Source organism: Sinorhizobium sp. NG07B, assembly GCF_002532005.1.
GTDB classification, from domain to species: Bacteria; Pseudomonadota; Alphaproteobacteria; order Rhizobiales; family Rhizobiaceae; genus Sinorhizobium; species Sinorhizobium fredii_C.
Window position 1 is genome coordinate 1,195,701 of record NZ_NWTD01000001.1, and the last position, 15,632, is coordinate 1,211,332.

Here is a 15,632-nt window from a genome sequence, read left to right on the forward strand (position 1 = left end):
GAAAGGTTTTCGCGGAGGTCGGGCGGCCTTCGTTTCTGACTTTCCTCAGCAACAAGGGGCGGGCTCCGCCGGAACCCGCCCCTTGTCGATCGTATGTCTCGGTAGCTGCGCTCTACCGGAGGCGAGCGTTGCACGACTTTGATGCGATCGCGCATTAACCGCAATGCGTTAGCGGGTGACGTCGCTTTTACCGGAATTGCCCGGGGTCCCGTCGCCACCGCCGTTCCCATTTCCATTGTTGCCGCCGCCACCGGAGCCACCGCTGCCGCCGCCGCCGGAGCCGCCACCGCCGCTGGAGCCACCGCTGCCGCCAGAGCCGCCAGAGCCGCCACCGCCGCCGCCGGAGCCGCCACCGCCACCGGAGCCACCGCCACCGCCAGAGCCGCCGCCGGAGCCGCCACCGCCACCGGAGCCACCGCCACCGCCGGAACCGCCGCTGCCGCCGGAGCCGCCGCTACCACCGGACCCGCCACCGCCGCCGGAGCCGCCACCGCCGCCGGAGCCGCCACCGCCAGAGCCGCCACCACCGCCGGAGCCGCCGCTACCACCGGAGCCACCGCCACCGCCGGAGCCGCCGCTGCCGCCAGATCCGCCACCGCCGCCACCGCCGCCGGAGCCACCGCCATCACCGGAGCCACCGCCACCGCCGGAGCCACCGCTGCCGCCGGAGCCACCGCCAGAGCTGCCACCGCCGCCGGAGCCGCCGCTGCCGCCAGAGCTGCCACCGCCGCCGGAGCCGCCGCTGCCGCCAGAGCCGTCACCGCCGCCAGAGCCGCCACCGCCGCCGGAGCCACCGCCATCACCGGAGCCACCACCGCCGGAGCCACCGGAGCCACCGCTGCCGCCGGAGCCACCGCCAGAGCTGCCACCGCCGCCGGAGCCACCGCCGCCGGAGCCACCATCGCCACCACTGGAGCCACCGCCGCCGGAGCCACCATCGCCACCACTGGAGCCGCCGCTGCCGCCGGAGCCGCCACCGCCACCGCTGGAGCCGCCGCTGCCGCCAGAGCCGCCACCGCCGCCACCGCCGCCACCGCCGCCGGAGCCACCGCCATCACCGGAGCCACCGCCACCGCTGGAGCCGCCGCTGCCGCCGGAGCCACCGTCGCCGCCGGAGCCGCCGCCGCCGGAGCCGCCGCTACCGCCGGAGCCACCGCCAGAGCTGCCACCGCCGCCGGAGCCACCGCTACCGCCGGAGCCACCGCCAGAGCCGCCGCCACCACCGGAGCTACCGCCACCACCGCCGGAGCCGCCGCCTGAGCCGCCACCGCCGGAGCCGCCGCTGCCGCCGGAACCACCGCCACCGCCGGAGCCGCCGCTACCGGAGCCACTACCGCCGGAGCCGGAGCCACCGGAGCCTCCGCTGCCGCTGCCGCGGCTGGCGGTGTCGCTGCGATCATCTCGGCGCGTGTTCTTGCCAATGGTCGCGGTTGACAGAGGCGGGCACATTTTGATTTGCGCAGGAGTAAGAATTTTCGAGCGATTTATCGCAACGCAACACGCTGCAAAGTTGTCTTCTGTCAAAGGGCTGCATTGCGCAGTAGTCATACGTCGACGCTCTACTGCATTCGCATCCGTCGTAACGACGACGGATGCTATCGCGGCCGTAGAGAGAAGGAAGAACGTTTGGAAAATCGATCTATGAATTCTTTTCATTACTTAACTCCACGCAAAATATAACTATGGAAATAAATCCAATGATTTACTTAAAGATGTTTGGGGTCAATTTACGAATTATTAGTATGTCGCCATAACATCGCCCTATTCCGGGCTAATCAACCCCGGATTAACCCGTCTGATTTAATCTCTACGTCGGACGCGGGGGACGTTACGCCTGCCGTTGGAGAACACTTCATGAATCGCTTCATCGCGAAGACCGCATTCCTTTTGCTTTTTTTTGCCCCGGCGATCGCTGATGCGGGGACGATCATGAAAACGGCCGGCAAGGCGTTTGCACCGCCGGCCTTCGCTTCGTTCTGCTCGCGCGAACCGCAGTTGTGCAGGACCGATGGTGGGCAAAAGGCTGTTGTCCTTCGCTCAGACAAGGCCAGTGAACTTCAGCAGGTCAACAGCGCCGTCAACGCTCGTATTAAGGAACGCAGCGACCGCGCGAATGTCGGCAGAGACGACGACTGGCGCGTGCCGACGACCTACGGAGATTGCGAGGATTTTGCGATTTTGAAGAAGCGCGAGCTCCTCAAGCGCGGCTGGCCGGCTTCCGCATTGTTGCTGACAGTCGCCCGTTATCACGGCGATGGCCATACGGTGCTGACTGTCCGCACCAGTGAAGGAGATCTTGTGCTCGACAATCTGACCAACTCTGTCAGGGACTGGTCGCGCACGCCCTACGATTATTTCGCCCGCCAGTCGCAATCAAACGGTAGCCGCTGGGAGCGGATCGCCGGAGCACAGCAGATCTGACGGGCACCGTCCGGTGCAGTGACACGCTCTTCAATCGGCACTCAGCGCCACGGCGGGCTGCAGGCGTGAGGCATTGCGGGCCGGCAGGAAACCGAAAAGCAGGCCCGTCAAGAAGGCGCAGGCAAAGGCCAGCGCCACCGGACCGGCGGTGAAACTGACGGGCATGCCGAAGGTGCGGGCGACGTAAGCGGTGCCGAGGCCGGCAACGATGCCGATCGCGCCGCCGATGGCGGAGACGACCAGCGCCTCGACGATGAATTGGACGAGTATGTCTCGCTGGCGGGCGCCGGTCGCCATGCGCACGCCGATTTCGCGGGTTCGCTCGCTGACGCTGACCAGCATGATGTTCATCACCCCGATGCCGCCGACGAGAAGCGAGATCGCTGCGACGGAGCCGAGGAAGAGCTTCATCGTGTTCGACGTCTCGGTGAAGGCCTCGCGCACGGAGGACATGTTGGTGATCTGCGTGTCTTCCTTCTTGTGGCGCTCGTTGAGCAGGGCCTGGATGCGTTCCTGAGTCAGGTCGATGGCCGCGGCGTCCTTCACCTTGACGGTGATGGTGCGGATGTTGCGCTGGCCGAATATGCGCATGCTGCCGGTGGTGAGCGGCACGAGGACGACGTCGTCCTGATCGTTGCCGCCGGCGCTGGCGCCCATTTCGCTCATCACGCCGATCACCTGGAAGGGGATCTTGTTGACGAGCACAAATTGACCGATCGGATCGGAGCCGTCGGGGAAGAGCGTCCTCACCACCGTTTGGCCGAGGACCGTGACTGGCGCATAGCCCTCCAGGTCGTCGCGGTTGATGAACTCGCCGCGTCCGATCGGCCAGGATTTCGCTGCCGTGAACTGCGGCACGGTTCCGTTGGCGGTCGTCTGATAGTCGATATTGCCGCGCCTGAGCGTCACGGTACTCGTCATCTCCGGAACGGCGAAGGCGACATTCGGCAGTTCGAGGATGGCGTCGGCATCCGCCGGTACGAGCGTGACGTTGCTGCCGCCGGCGCTGCCGCGGAAATTGGCCATGCTGGGGCGCACCAGCAAGAGGTCGGAGCCCATGGAGGAAATGCGGCTCAGCACCGAATCCTGCGCGCCGGTGCCGATCGCCAGCATGGCGACGACGGAGCCGACGCCGATGACGATGCCGAGCAGTGTCAGGATCGTGCGGAAGAGGTTTGCCCGCAGCGCCCGCATCGCCATCTTGACCGCTTCCGAGACGTCGGCGAGTGCGGCAAGTCCCTCGCGCGTGCGCTGAGCAAGGCTGAAAGCCGCTTCCGGATTACTCCGGCCCTTCTTGACGCGATCGGCGATGATGCGGCCGTCGCGGATCTCGATCAGCCGGTCGGCCTGTTCCGCCACCTCGCGCGAATGGGTGATGACGACGATCGTGTGGCCCTTGTCGTTCATCTCGCGCAGGAGCGCCATCACGTCGCGACCGCTCTGGCTGTCGAGCGCACCGGTGGGTTCGTCGGCGAGGATGACGCGGCCGCCGTTCATCAGGGCGCGGGCGATCGAGACGCGCTGCTGCTGCCCGCCGGAAAGCTGGCTTGGCCGGTGGTCGAGCCGCTCACCGAGGTTGAGCGATCTCAACAGCGCCTCGGCACGCTCGCGCCGGCCATGGGCCGGCACACCGGCATAGACGGCGGGCACCTCGACATTCTCCTGGGCGCTCGCGGTCGGGATCAGGTTGTAGGCCTGGAAGACGAAGCCGAAGGTGCGCCGGCGCAACGCTGCGAGCTCGTCGCCGTCGAAGCCGGAGACCCTTTCGCCTTCGATCAGGTACTCGCCCGCGGTCGGCTGGTCGAGGCATCCGAGAATATTCATCAAGGTCGATTTGCCGGAGCCGGACTGACCGATGATCGCCACGAACTCGCCCGCCTCGATGTCGAGCGAGATATCATGGAGGACCTCGACGGCGAGGTCGCCGTTGAAGTAGGTCTTGCTGACGTTCCGGAGGGAGATGAGGGGCTGCATAGGCCGTCTTCAGAACATCGGCGGCATGCGCATGCCGCGCGTGCGCGTGCTGCGCTGGCTGCTGCGGGACGAACCTGAATCCGAGTCGACGACGACGCTCTCCCCCTCCTTCAGGCCGCTGACGATCTCCGCGCTGACGCGATTGCGGATGCCGACTTCGACCGGGCGGGTTTCGGTGGCGCCCGACCGGGTAAGCACGGTCACTTCGTTCCCCGGTTTGCCTCCACCATCGCCGCGCGCCGTGCGGATGGCGGCGCTGGGCACGACAAGAACGTCCTTGGCGGCAGCCTCGACGAAGAAGACCTGGGCGCTCATCGACATCATCAGTTCGCCGGTCGGATTGGGAACGTCGAAGAGCGCGTAATAGAGGACGACGTTGTTTTCCGTGTCCGGCATCGGCTGGATCTGCCGCAGCTTGCCGGTGAAGCGCTTGCCCGGCTGGCCGAGCAGGGTGAAGTAGGCATCCATGCCGATCTTCAGCTTGCCGACGTCGGCTTCCGAGACCTGGGCCTTGACGGTCATCGTCGAGAGATCGGCTATGGTGACGATCGTCGGCGTCGTCTGGTTGGCGTTGAGGGTCTGGCCTTCCTTGGCCGGGTTGGCGACGATCGTGCCGGCCATCGGCGCATAGATTTTGGTGTAGCCGAGATCGACCTTGTCGCCGGCGAGCGTCGCCTTCTGCTTGCGGATCTGCGCCTCGATCGCCTGCACGTCGGCCTGAGCGGCGGTGTGATCGGCAATCGCCTGATCGAGTGTCGATTGCGAAACGCTCTTCGTCGCGACGAGACTGCGCTGGCGCTCGATATTCGCTTCCTTCAGCACCAGCTGCGCCTTCGTCGAGACGAGCTGGGCCTCGAGATGGGCAAGCTCCGCCTCGTCGATCTCGATCCTGTTTTCGATCGAGGCGGGATCGATCTCGGCGACGAGCTGGTTCGCCTCGACCTTGTCGCCGATCTCCACATGCAGCGATTTCAGCTGGCCAGAGACCTGCGCACCGGCATCGACCGACTTGATGGCATCGAGCGTGCCGACGGCGGTGACGCTGTCTTCAATGTCGCCGCGGGTCACGGCTTGCGTGATCATCGCGGTCTCGGGCTGCGCGCCGTATTGGCTCCAGGCATAATAGCCGGCGCCGAGCACAGCGATTAGAACCGGCACAGCGAATACCAGGCGCCAGCGTCGCTTGCGGCGGACGGGTAGGGCCGGGCTCGGCATCAGGGTGACGTTCGGCGCCGCAGCCGGCGCTTCCTGTCTGATCGTCTTCGCTGTCTTGCTCATCGGCACAATGGCTTTCCGCCGGCGGATTTTCTCCTTTTAAAATAAAGGCGAACGGGGCGAGGGAACAGCGTCGGGATCATTATATTTTCGTAATCATTGCCGCTGCCCGCGGGTGAGGCCGATGCCGTAATCCGAAAATGTTGCTTGCAGGTTCGGCTTGTTTCGCCATCAGCGGATTCGCACTTGACGTCCAGAGATCATCTCACTAAAACGGCGAACCGTACCGTACGGTACTGATGGAGTGGCAGCGAAGTGCAGGGCGTCGAAACGATCAAACGGAGCGGTAGCGGAAGCGGCCTGACGGAGCGTCAGGGTGCGGTGCTCGAACAGGCGCTGCGACTGCTTGTCGACGGCGGCGAGCGGGCGCTGACGACCGCCGGCGTTGCGCGCGCGGCGAACTGCTCCAAGGAGAGCCTCTACAAGTGGTTCGGCGACCGCGACGGGCTGCTTTCGGCGATGATCGCCTTCCAGGCAAGCAAAGTCAGGACGCTCGACGTTTCTGGCGGGGTGCTGGACGCGGCAAGCCTCAAGGCGCATCTTGTCGCCTTTGCCAAGGACCTGCTCGACGTGCTGGCAGGCGACGTGTCGCTGGCGCTCAACCGGCTGGCGATCGGCCAGGCAAGCCGCGAGGGCTCCAAGCTCGGCCGTCTGCTCGAGGAGCGCGGGCGCCGGCAGATCGGCCGCAGAGCCGGGGCACTGCTCGAGGCGGGCCGCAAGGCGGGTTTTCTTGCCTTCGGCGATGCGGAGGAGGCCTATGGCGCGCTCTATGGGCTGGTCGTCTCCGACTGGCATTTGCGCATGCTGCTCGGCGAGGATCCGGGCGGCCTGAAGAAGAATTTCGGCCTGAGGGCGGAGCGGGCGGTCGACGCCTTTCTCACCCTTTACGGCAGAAAGGTGTAACGGCGGCCGAACTGCGGACCGTCAAAGGGAAACGGACAAGCAAAGGGAAGGAAAGTTCAATGCGCGTCTATTACGATCGTGATGCCGATCTCAACCTCATCAAGTCGAAGAAGGTCGCCATCATCGGCTACGGCTCGCAGGGCCGCGCCCATGCGCTGAACCTCAAAGATTCCGGCGCACAGAACGTCGCCATCGCGCTGAAGGCCGGCTCCGCTACGGCAAAGAAGGCCGAAGCCGACGGTTTCAAGGTCATGACGGTTGCCGAGGCTGCCGCCTGGGCCGACCTGATGATGATGGCGACCCCGGACGAGCTCCAGGCCGACATCTACAAGGCCGAAATCGCCGGCAACATCCGCGACGGCGCGGCGATCGCCTTCGCCCACGGCCTCAATGTTCACTTCGGCCTGATCGAGCCGAAGGCTTCCGTCGACGTCGTCATGATCGCGCCGAAGGGCCCCGGGCACACGGTTCGCGGCGAATACCAGAAGGGTGGCGGCGTACCCTGCCTCGTCGCCGTTCACCAGAACGCTTCCGGCAATGCACTTGACCTCGCGCTCTCCTACGCCTGCGGCGTCGGCGGCGGCCGCTCCGGCATCATCGAAACCAACTTCAAGGAAGAGTGCGAAACCGACCTCTTCGGCGAGCAGGTCGTTCTCTGCGGTGGTCTGGTCGAGCTCATCCGCGCCGGCTTCGAAACGCTGGTCGAGGCCGGCTACGCACCGGAAATGGCCTATTTCGAGTGCCTGCACGAAGTGAAGCTGATCGTCGACCTGATCTATGAAGGCGGCATCGCCAACATGAACTACTCGATCTCCAACACGGCCGAGTGGGGCGAATACGTCACCGGCCCGCGCATCATCACGGAAGAGACCAAGGCCGAGATGAAGCGCGTGCTTAAGGACATCCAGACCGGCAAGTTCACCTCGGAATGGATGCAGGAATATCGTTCGGGTGCTGCCCGCTTCAAGGGTATCCGCCGCGTCAACGACGCCCACCAGATCGAGGAAGTCGGCGCCAAGCTGCGCGGCATGATGCCCTGGATCGGCAAGAACAAGCTGGTCGACAAGGCGAAGAACTAAAGCATTTTGCAGTCAGGTGGAATCACCTGACGTCGCACAAATGCGGCAAAAACGATAGAGCGGGGGGCGCGAACGAATGTGAGCGCATCTCGCTCTAAAGCCTTACCTCCCAAGGCTGGAGAAGCCGGGGCATCGTGCCTCGGCTTTCTCATTTGCGGTGACGGAACGCGACTGATGGTGCGGCACGAGGCGACGCAGAATCACATCGGATCTTTGCCCTTCATGGCGTTGGCCATATGGGTTTTGCACTTCTCCTGGTCATTAGCCGCCAAAGCTTCCTTGGCCATGGTCAGTTCTTTCTGCGCCATCTCCTTGCGGCCCGAGTCGGTGATCTGACCCACGTCCGTTTCGAGCTTGGTCATGCCCGCCTGGTCGCAGACGAGATCGGCCTGGGCGAGAGCCGGGGACACGCAGGCCGTCGAGATCGCGGCTGCAACCAACAGTTTCTTGAACATATGTAACCTCCAATGCCATCGCTTTCTGCGATACGCAGGGGCCAAACCGCCGTCGGGCGGTTCCGTTCCGGGAGCCGTCAGGCGCCGTAGAAATTGCGCGGCCATCTGTGCGCCCGCAGTTTCTCGCGTTGTGCCTGCGGCAGCCCGCCTCCGTTCGCCGATCGCGCAGTTGCGCTCGACATTGCGGACGGAGCGCATGCCGGGAATGACCGTCGATACGGCGGGGTGGCTGAGCACGAAGCGGAGTGCCGTTTCTGCGAGCCCGTCGGGTGCGATCTCCAGGTCCTCGACGATCTTTCGGACGCGCTCCTCGACGTCGCGCTTGCGCTCGCCGCGGAAGTAGTTCTGGCGAAAATCGCCTTCCGGGAAAACCGTATCGGCACGAATTTGACCGGTCAGGCCGCCCTCGTCGAGCGCGACGCGGACGATGACGCCGACCTTGTGGCGTTCGCAGGCCGGAAACAGCTGCTCTTCGGGCGCCTGCTCGAAGACGTTGTAGATCACCTGAACAGTGTCGACCACACCGCTTTAGATCAGCTTTAGGGCATTGTGCGGTTCGTAGTCGTTGATCGAGACGCCGAAAATGCGGATCTTGCCGTCGCGCTTCAGGCGCTCGACCGCCGCCAGCAAGTCGCCGCGGCCGACCCACTCGTCCGACCAGACATGGAACTGCTGTACGTCGATCGTCTCGACGCCGAGATTGCGCAGGCTTGTCTCGGTCAAGGCGATGACGTGATCGGCCGGAAAGCCGTCCTCCACCGGCGTGCCTGGTCGAGCCGGCCATATCCGGTTCTTCGGCGGAATCTTTGTCGCGACGTGGATGGTCTCCGACCGTTCGCGCAGCAGCTTGCCGACTAGTCTTTCGCTGTGGCCGTCGCCGTAGCCCAGGGCGGTGTCGATGAAGTTCAGCCCGAGGTCGATTGCGCGGTTGAGGGCTCGCGCGGACTCCTCGTCCTTAGCGCCCTGCCAGCCGCTATTGCCGATGCCCCAGGCACCGTAGCCGATTTCGGAGATGCGCAGGCCGGTGCGGCCCAGGGTTCGGTAGTGCATGGCGGTCTCGCTGGTGTTGGATCGAGAGGAGGGAGGAACGCCTGTTGGCTAGGCCTCGACCTTCCGAAGTCAAATCTCCGGCTTCTCGGCCGCCACATGCAGCCAGCGCGTCGGCCTGCCGTCATAGCCGCCGCCGTCGGCTTCGGTGATTTCGACCGCCGTCCAGCCCGTCTCCTCGAACTGCCGCAGAAGCCATTCGTGCGAGGGATAGTTGTAGTAGCGGCCGAAGTCGTCGCGACCCTCGCCATCGCCGCCCTTGAAACTTGCATGCAGCACACCACCGGCCTTGAGAGCCCGGAGGAGGCGGGTGAGTACATCTCCGAGAGTGGTACGCGGCACATGCAGCAGGCAGGCCTCCGCCCAGATGCCGTCGAAGCGCTCCCGCCAGGAGAGCTCTTCGAAGCGGATCACGTCGACTGGCCGGCCCAGCAGGCGTTCGGCCTCGGCCGCCAGTTCCGGCGATCCGTCCGTCGGCGTGACGTCGAAGCCGCGGGCGATCATATAGGCGCTGTCCTGACCACCGCCGCAGCCGATCTCCAGCACGGCGGCGCCAGGGTTCAGCCGCGCCAGGAACTTATCGAGCCGCCTCGCGGGCGTCCGGCGGGCACGGCGCGCATAGGCGGCGGCGCTGTCGCGGTAAAACCGGGCGGTGCCGTCATCGATGGTCGTCATATCGTCCTCCTGCGGGCCGGGCCTTCAACATCGTTCCGGGCATGTCGGAGGATAATGCCACGCGTTGGCGCCTTTGCGCATCCGGTGTCCTGCGGAGTCGCCGGAACAGCCTGCACTCTGTATGCTGGAGGCGAACTGGATTCGAGTGGCGAATCGTGCAACGGGTCTACAATCTACGGGTTGTGCCTTGGCGCTGTGACCGAGCGAGGATCAAGGGCCATGTCCGAAACGCGTCGCAAGCTGACAACCATCTTCTGTGCCGACGTCCAGGACTATTCGCGCCTGATGGGGGCGGATGAAGAGGGGACGCTGGCCACCCTCAAGCAATACCGCGATGCCATGGCGCGTCTTATCGCCTCGCATGGGGGCCGGGTCGTCAACACCTGGGGCGACGGGCTGATTGCCGAGTTCCCGAGCGTGGTGGAGGCGGTGAGGTCGGCCGTCGATGTCCAGAGCGAACTGGCCGGACTGAACGCCGGGCTGCCAAGCGCGGCGCGGATGTTCTTTCGCATCGGCATCAACCTCGGCGACGTGATTGCCGAAGGCAACGACATCTACGGCGACGGCGTCAACATCGCCGCCCGGCTTCAGGCATCCGCACCCGCCGGTGGCGTCGTCATTTCCAACACCGTCTATGATCAGGTGCGCAACAAGGTAGCGGTCGGATTCGACTTTCTCGGGCAGCTCGAGGTCAAGAACATCGAGGGCGGCGTTCCGAGCTATGCGGTTCGGATCGGCGCCGGGGAACATCGGGCCGCGCCGACGGCCGACCCCGTCTTCGGGCGGCAGCCGCAGCCGCTGCAGCCGGCCGCGGCTGCACCCATCCGCCGACATTCTCGGGCCTATATGGTGCTCGCCATGGTTGCCGCCGGTGTCGTCGCCATAAACCTTCTTTCGTGGCGAGGCGAATTCTGGGCGGTATGGCCGCTCTTCGGGATCGGGCTCGCCGCAGCATTGCTCTGGATCAGGACCTCACGGGTGGACCGCGGATTTGCCACGCTCGCCGTGGCCGGGCTCGCCATCGTCACGATCAACCTTCTTAGCTGGAGCGGAGAATTTTGGGCGCGCTGGCCGCTGCTCGGCCTGGCGATCGCCGCCGCCATTCGATGGGTCATGCGCGGACGAGGCAGCGTCGGTCGTTGACCGATGCCAGATCGCTTTCGCGAAGCGCCGATTGGGCCCGCCGGAACACAACCTCACCTTGGTCCAGCTGGCATTTCGCGCTTCTCCGGATTTCGTATTTAAGCTACCCTTGAAACATCCTGGCCAAGTGCCGCAGGAGCGGCTCTTCTCGTGGAACGCAAGCTCGCAGTGATCCTTGCCGCTGACGTGGCCGGCTACAGCCGGCTCGTCGCCGCGAACGAGGAAGGCGTCCTCGAGCAGCTGCGGACTTATGGGTCCATCATCGCCGACCTTGTGGGCGAGCACGGCGGGCGCATATTCGCATCCGCCGGCGACAGCGTCGTGGCAGAGTTCCAGAGCGCCGTGCAAGGGGCGCGCGCCGCCGTTGCGATCCAGCGGATATTGAGGCGCCGCAATGCCGATCTTGCGCCGGATCGGCGAATGGAGTTCCGCATCGGCCTCCATCTCGGCGACGTCGTCGTGGAAGGCACCAATCTGCTCGGCGACGGCGTCAACGTTGCGGCGCGGCTGCAGGAGGTTGCACAGCCCGGCGGTATCTGCGTTTCGGGCGCATTGCGCGATCAGATCGAGGGCAAGCTCGGCTCTCCAATGGTCCGGCTGGGCGACCGCAAGCTCAAGAACATCCCCCGGCCGGTGGCGGTCTTCGGACTCGATTGGCGTCCGGAGGACTCGGCCGAGGCGGCCGTACTGGGCGGCCCGCTTACGCTACCAGACAAGCCGTCGATTGCGGTACTTCCCTTCGTCAACATGTCGGGCGACCCGGAGCAGGAATATTTCGCCGACGGTCTGACAGAAGACATCATCACGGCGCTTTCACTTTATCGCTGGTTCTTCGTGGTCGCTCGAAACTCCTCGTTCGCCTATAAGGGGCGCGCCATCGACGCAAAGCAGATCGGTCGTGAGCTCGGCGTGCGCTACATTGTGGAGGGGAGCGTGCGCAAAGCGGGTACCCGCTTGCGCGTCTCCGGCCAACTTGTCGAGACGAACACCGGCGTGCACCTCTGGGCACAGCGCTATGACCGCGAGATCGGCGACATTTTTGCCATTCAGGACGAGCTCGCCCAGAGCATCGTCGGCGCCATCGAGCCCGAAATCCTAATTGGCGAAAGCCGCCGCGCGCTGTCGTGCGGAACGGACAATCTCGACGCCTACGAATGCCACATGCGCGGCACGTGGCTGCATAACGCGCAGGACACCGCCGAGCACTTCAAGGAAGCGATCGCCTGGCATCGTCGGGCGATTGCTCTCGATCCAGACTTCGGTCGAGCGCACATGATGCTTGCCCGCGCGCTATATGCACAATGTTTCCATGGTTTCAGCGCCGCCGTCGATCGCGATGGTGCCGAGCTCCGAGCCGCGGCCGAGCGCGCTGTGGCCCTGGATGATCGCGATCCCTATTCCCACTATGCAATGTGCCTTGCCCATTTTGTCGGGCAGCGGGCACACGCGGCGGTCGCCGAGGCGCAGCGCGCGGTCGACCTCAATCCGAATCTCGCGCTCGCTCATTTGGGCTTGGGATGGGCCCGGATCTACACTGGTCAATGCGCAGAAGCGCTCGATTCCCTTCACACGGCACTAAGGCTCAGCCCGCACGATCCGCTGACGTATCTGTTTCTCGATCGGCTCGCGCTCGCGCATTACCATCTCGCCAATTACGACGAAGCGTTGCGGTCTTCGGAACGAGGGGTTTCGCTCCGCCGGGGATACTTTAACCGGGTCGTGCTGCTGGCCATCCTAGGCCAGCTTGGCCGCAACCAGGAAGCACGTGCCCTGATTCCGGACATCATGGCGAACGTGACGACCAACCTCGCACACTACTGGCGGATGCTGACTCCGTATGCAGAACCAGCCCAGTACGAGCACTTCCTCGATGGATTGCATAAGGCAGGGCTGGCCGTCGTTCGTTGAGCCAGCGGGCGGAGGTGCGGTTTTTCGCGGTCCGCGCAGGTTTGGTAAGACTGGGTGCAATGGTGCCCGAACCGTGGAGGGCGCGGCGATGAAATGGGAGTGGAGAGCGAGAAACCTGGTGGCGCCGGCTGCGGCGCTCGCGGTCCTGACATGCGCGGCAGTGGCTTCCGCAGGCTCGATGGACGAACTGGTTACCGCCGCCAGGGAGGAAGGACAGCTCAACGTCATTGCCTTGCCCCGCGACTGGTGCGGCTACGGCGGCATCATCGATGGTTTCAAGGCGAAATACGGTTTGGCGGTCAACGAACTGAAGCCTCAGGCGGGATCGGAAGAACAGATCGAGGCGATTAAGGCGGGGATCGGGGCCGGCCGAGAGAGACCGGATGTGATCGATGTCGGCATCTCCTTCGGCCCACCCGCAAAAAAAGACGGCTTGCTGCAGCCCTACAAGGTTTCCACCTGGGACACGATCCCGGACGCCGTCAAGGATGCGGACGGTCATTGGTATGGCGACTACTACGGGGTGCTCGTTTTCGAGATCAATGCGGACCGGGTCTCGACGATGCCGCGGGATTGGGCCGATTTCGCTTCGCCTGACTACAGGAACGCAGTCGCGCTTGCCGGCGACCTCGCTTCGAACCAGGCCATCCTCGGTGTTTACGCCGCGGGCCTCTCCATAACGGACCGAAACGTCGAAGAAGCTGCGAGGCTGGGGCTGAGGTTCTTCGCCGATCTCAACAGCAAAGGCAACTTCGTTCCGCTCGTCGGTAGCACCGACACACTCGTAGACGGCCGCACACCGATCCTCATCCGCTGGGAGTATCTCGCGCTCGGTGATCGCGACCGCCTCAAGGGGAAAACCAGGATCGAGGTCGTCAGACCCAAGACGGGCAACATTGCCGGTGTCTATGTCCAGGCGATCAGTGCCTTTGCTCCGCATCCGAACGCCGCCCGGCTGTGGATGGAGCACCTCTACTCCGACGAGGCGCAACTTGCCTGGCTGGCGGGCCATTGTGAGCCGATCCGCCGCGCGGACCTGATGCGCAAAGGTGCGATACCTGTCGATTGGCGCGAGAGGCTGCGGCAAATCGAGCGTGATCGCGGCGCCTCGGACCCGGCCTTTCCGAGCATAGAGGAACAGGAAAGGGCGCGAGACGTCATCATAAAAGGATGGGACGACATCGTCGGCGTGAAGATTGAGTGTGAGCCTCCGCAGCCTGATCCCGGCCCGATCGCCTTGAATACCAACCGAACCTGCCAGGCTCCCGTTCCGCAATAGTCGCCATGCCGCGGCGGCGATTTGCCCTCTTCCTCACGACGGCGGGGATCGCAATATAGGTCAGCAATATTGACATAAATCGCGCGCTGTGATCATCTCCGGCCTTCGCAAGACGGGAGGGTCGCATGCTCAATTGGGAAAGCATTTTCGCAACGCGCTCGAGCCGGATGAAGGCTTCGGAAATCCGCGAGCTTTTGAAGCTGCTCGACCGTCCGGACATCATCTCCTTCGCCGGCGGCATTCCCGATCCCGAGCTCTTTCCGCAAGCGGAGTTCGCCCAGGCCTATGCGGAGATCTTCGGCGGGCCGGCGGTCAGCGCCGCCCTGCAATATTCCGTCAGCGAGGGATACCGGCCGCTGCGCGAATGGCTTGCCAAGCAGATGACGGCGCTCGGCATTCCCGCTACCGTCGATAACATCTTCATCACCTCCGGCTCGCAGCAGGGGCTCGACTATCTCGGCAAGCTGTTTCTCTCGCCCAAGGATACGGCGCTCGTCACCTGGCCGACCTATCTTGGCGCGCTGCAGGCCTTCAACGCCTATGAGCCGAACTACGACCAGCTGAACCCCGGCGGCAACCGCACGCCGCAAGCCTATATCCGGGCGGCAGCCGAGGCGGGCGGCCGGGTGAAGTTCGCCTATCTCTCGGCCGATTTCGCCAATCCGACCGGCGAAACGGTCGACCGCGCCGGCCGTGAGCGGGTGCTGGACCTTGCCGAGGAACTCGATATCCCGGTGATCGAGGATGCCGCCTACCAGTCGCTGCGCTATGACGGCGAGGCGATCCCGCCGATCCTGGCGCTGGAGATCGCCCGCAGGGGCGACATCAACAATGCCCGGACGATCTATTGCGGCAGCTTTTCGAAGACGCTGGCGCCGGGGCTGCGCGTCGGCTGGGTCTGCGCGGCAGAGCCGGTGATCCGCAAGCTGGTGCTCCTGAAGCAGGCGGCCGACCTTCATTCCTCGACCATCAACCAGATGGCGATCTGCACCGTCGCCGAACGCGGCTTCGACGAGCAGGTGGCGAAGGTCCACAAGGTCTACAAGCACCGCCGCGACACGATGCTCGCGGCGCTCGAAAGATACATGCCGGCCGGCATCACCTGGACCAAGCCGGAGGGTGGCATGTTCGTCTGGGTCACGCTGCCGAACGGCACGGACGGCGCCGAACTCCTGGCCAAGTCGATCCAGAGCGCGAAAGTGGCCTTCGTTCCCGGCCGCGCCTTCTTCGCCGACGGTTCCGGTGTGAACACTCTGCGCCTGAGCTTCTCCTGCGCCAACGACAGGATGATCGACGAAGGCATCCGCCGGCTGGGCGAGTTGATTCGCGGCGGGATGGCGAAAGCCGCCTGATCGGCAGTTTTCCACAAAACATGAAGGCCTTGGCCGGGCGCGCCACTCGTTTAGCTGCTACTTCAGTCGAGGGTTTCAGCTGAAGTCCTTGGCGTAACTCGATATTCTATGAGCGTGGCGG

12 protein-coding genes and 1 pseudogene are annotated in these 15,632 nt (G+C 64.6%); 7 read left to right on the forward strand and 6 right to left on the reverse strand.

What is annotated here, in order from left to right; translation table 11 throughout:
• Positions 1 to 168: 168 nt before the first annotated feature.
• Positions 169 to 1,449, reverse strand: a complete 1,281-nt coding sequence (locus tag CO664_RS31655; protein WP_097538132.1) for a hypothetical protein — start codon at positions 1,447 to 1,449, stop codon at positions 169 to 171.
• A 405-nt stretch (positions 1,450 to 1,854) separates the two neighbouring features.
• Between CO664_RS31655 and CO664_RS05785 the strand changes: the two genes are divergently transcribed.
• Entirely contained in the window at positions 1,855 to 2,421 is a 567-nt protein-coding gene (locus CO664_RS05785) for a transglutaminase-like cysteine peptidase (protein ID WP_037423292.1), read from the forward strand.
• 30 nt (positions 2,422 to 2,451) lie between these two features.
• On the opposite strand, the gene CO664_RS05790 is transcribed toward CO664_RS05785, so the two are convergent.
• Both CO664_RS05790 and macA read right to left on the reverse strand, forming a co-directional pair.
• The gene (locus CO664_RS05790) at positions 2,452 to 4,395 is read right to left on the reverse strand and encodes a MacB family efflux pump subunit (RefSeq protein WP_097538133.1); all 1,944 of its coding nucleotides are present in this window, start codon (positions 4,393 to 4,395) and stop codon (positions 2,452 to 2,454) included.
• Positions 4,396 to 4,404: 9 nt separating this feature from the next.
• A complete protein-coding gene (gene macA, locus CO664_RS05795) occupies positions 4,405 to 5,673 on the reverse strand; it encodes a macrolide transporter subunit MacA (RefSeq protein ID WP_097525036.1) in 1,269 nt (422 codons plus the stop codon).
• Between the two features lie 252 nt (positions 5,674 to 5,925).
• Here macA and CO664_RS05800 point away from each other — a divergent pair, with 252 nt between their 5' ends.
• Both CO664_RS05800 and ilvC read left to right on the forward strand, forming a co-directional pair.
• Positions 5,926 to 6,573, forward strand: a complete 648-nt coding sequence (locus tag CO664_RS05800) for a TetR/AcrR family transcriptional regulator (protein ID WP_176536498.1) — start codon at positions 5,926 to 5,928, stop codon at positions 6,571 to 6,573.
• Between the two features lie 59 nt (positions 6,574 to 6,632).
• On the forward strand, positions 6,633 to 7,652 hold the full coding sequence (ilvC, locus tag CO664_RS05805; RefSeq protein WP_037386668.1) for a ketol-acid reductoisomerase: 1,020 nt from the start codon (positions 6,633 to 6,635) through the stop codon (positions 7,650 to 7,652).
• Between the two features lie 200 nt (positions 7,653 to 7,852).
• Here the strand turns inward: ilvC and CO664_RS30580 are convergent, their stop codons facing one another.
• The 3 genes and pseudogenes from CO664_RS30580 to CO664_RS05820 all read right to left on the reverse strand — a co-directional run bounded on the left by CO664_RS30580 (position 7,853) and on the right by CO664_RS05820 (position 9,829).
• On the reverse strand, positions 7,853 to 8,107 hold the full coding sequence (locus tag CO664_RS30580; RefSeq protein ID WP_037423304.1) for a hypothetical protein: 255 nt from the start codon (positions 8,105 to 8,107) through the stop codon (positions 7,853 to 7,855).
• A 216-nt stretch (positions 8,108 to 8,323) separates the two neighbouring features.
• A pseudogene (locus CO664_RS30585) lies at positions 8,324 to 9,157 on the reverse strand (aldo/keto reductase); the annotation flags it as partial.
• A gap of 69 nt (positions 9,158 to 9,226) precedes the next feature.
• On the reverse strand, positions 9,227 to 9,829 hold the full coding sequence (locus tag CO664_RS05820) for a class I SAM-dependent methyltransferase (protein WP_097538136.1): 603 nt from the start codon (positions 9,827 to 9,829) through the stop codon (positions 9,227 to 9,229).
• Positions 9,830 to 10,048: 219 nt separating this feature from the next.
• Here CO664_RS05820 and CO664_RS05825 point away from each other — a divergent pair, with 219 nt between their 5' ends.
• The 4 genes from CO664_RS05825 (at position 10,049) to CO664_RS05840 (ending at position 15,511) form a co-directional block, all read left to right on the forward strand.
• Entirely contained in the window at positions 10,049 to 10,972 is a 924-nt protein-coding gene (locus CO664_RS05825; RefSeq protein WP_097538137.1) for an adenylate/guanylate cyclase domain-containing protein, read from the forward strand.
• A 168-nt stretch (positions 10,973 to 11,140) separates the two neighbouring features.
• Positions 11,141 to 12,880 (forward strand): adenylate/guanylate cyclase domain-containing protein, encoded by a 1,740-nt coding sequence (locus CO664_RS05830; protein ID WP_272939090.1) that lies wholly within the window; start codon positions 11,141 to 11,143, stop codon positions 12,878 to 12,880.
• Between the two features lie 88 nt (positions 12,881 to 12,968).
• Positions 12,969 to 14,159 (forward strand): ABC transporter substrate-binding protein, encoded by a 1,191-nt coding sequence (locus tag CO664_RS05835; RefSeq protein ID WP_097538138.1) that lies wholly within the window; start codon positions 12,969 to 12,971, stop codon positions 14,157 to 14,159.
• A gap of 125 nt (positions 14,160 to 14,284) precedes the next feature.
• Positions 14,285 to 15,511, forward strand: coding sequence for a PLP-dependent aminotransferase family protein (locus CO664_RS05840; protein ID WP_097538139.1), 1,227 nt, complete (start codon positions 14,285 to 14,287; stop codon positions 15,509 to 15,511).
• Positions 15,512 to 15,632 lie beyond the last annotated feature (121 nt).

Bases quoted from the DNA above. Each gene is read 5' to 3' on its own strand.
- CO664_RS05825 (WP_097538137.1), top strand. From the start codon at position 10,049: ATGTCCGAAACGCGTCGCAAGCTGACAACCATCTTCTGTGCCGACGTC.
- CO664_RS30580 (WP_037423304.1), bottom strand. From the start codon at position 8,107: ATGTTCAAGAAACTGTTGGTTGCAGCCGCGATCTCGACGGCCTGCGTG.
- CO664_RS05785 (WP_037423292.1), top strand. From the start codon at position 1,855: ATGAATCGCTTCATCGCGAAGACCGCATTCCTTTTGCTTTTTTTTGCC.
- macA (WP_097525036.1), bottom strand. From the start codon at position 5,673: ATGAGCAAGACAGCGAAGACGATCAGACAGGAAGCGCCGGCTGCGGCG.
- ilvC (WP_037386668.1), top strand. From the start codon at position 6,633: ATGCGCGTCTATTACGATCGTGATGCCGATCTCAACCTCATCAAGTCG.
- CO664_RS05835 (WP_097538138.1), top strand. From the start codon at position 12,969: ATGAAATGGGAGTGGAGAGCGAGAAACCTGGTGGCGCCGGCTGCGGCG.
- CO664_RS05840 (WP_097538139.1), top strand. From the start codon at position 14,285: ATGCTCAATTGGGAAAGCATTTTCGCAACGCGCTCGAGCCGGATGAAG.
- CO664_RS05820 (WP_097538136.1), bottom strand. From the start codon at position 9,829: ATGACGACCATCGATGACGGCACCGCCCGGTTTTACCGCGACAGCGCC.
- CO664_RS31655 (WP_097538132.1), bottom strand. From the start codon at position 1,449: ATGTGCCCGCCTCTGTCAACCGCGACCATTGGCAAGAACACGCGCCGA.
- CO664_RS05790 (WP_097538133.1), bottom strand. From the start codon at position 4,395: ATGCAGCCCCTCATCTCCCTCCGGAACGTCAGCAAGACCTACTTCAAC.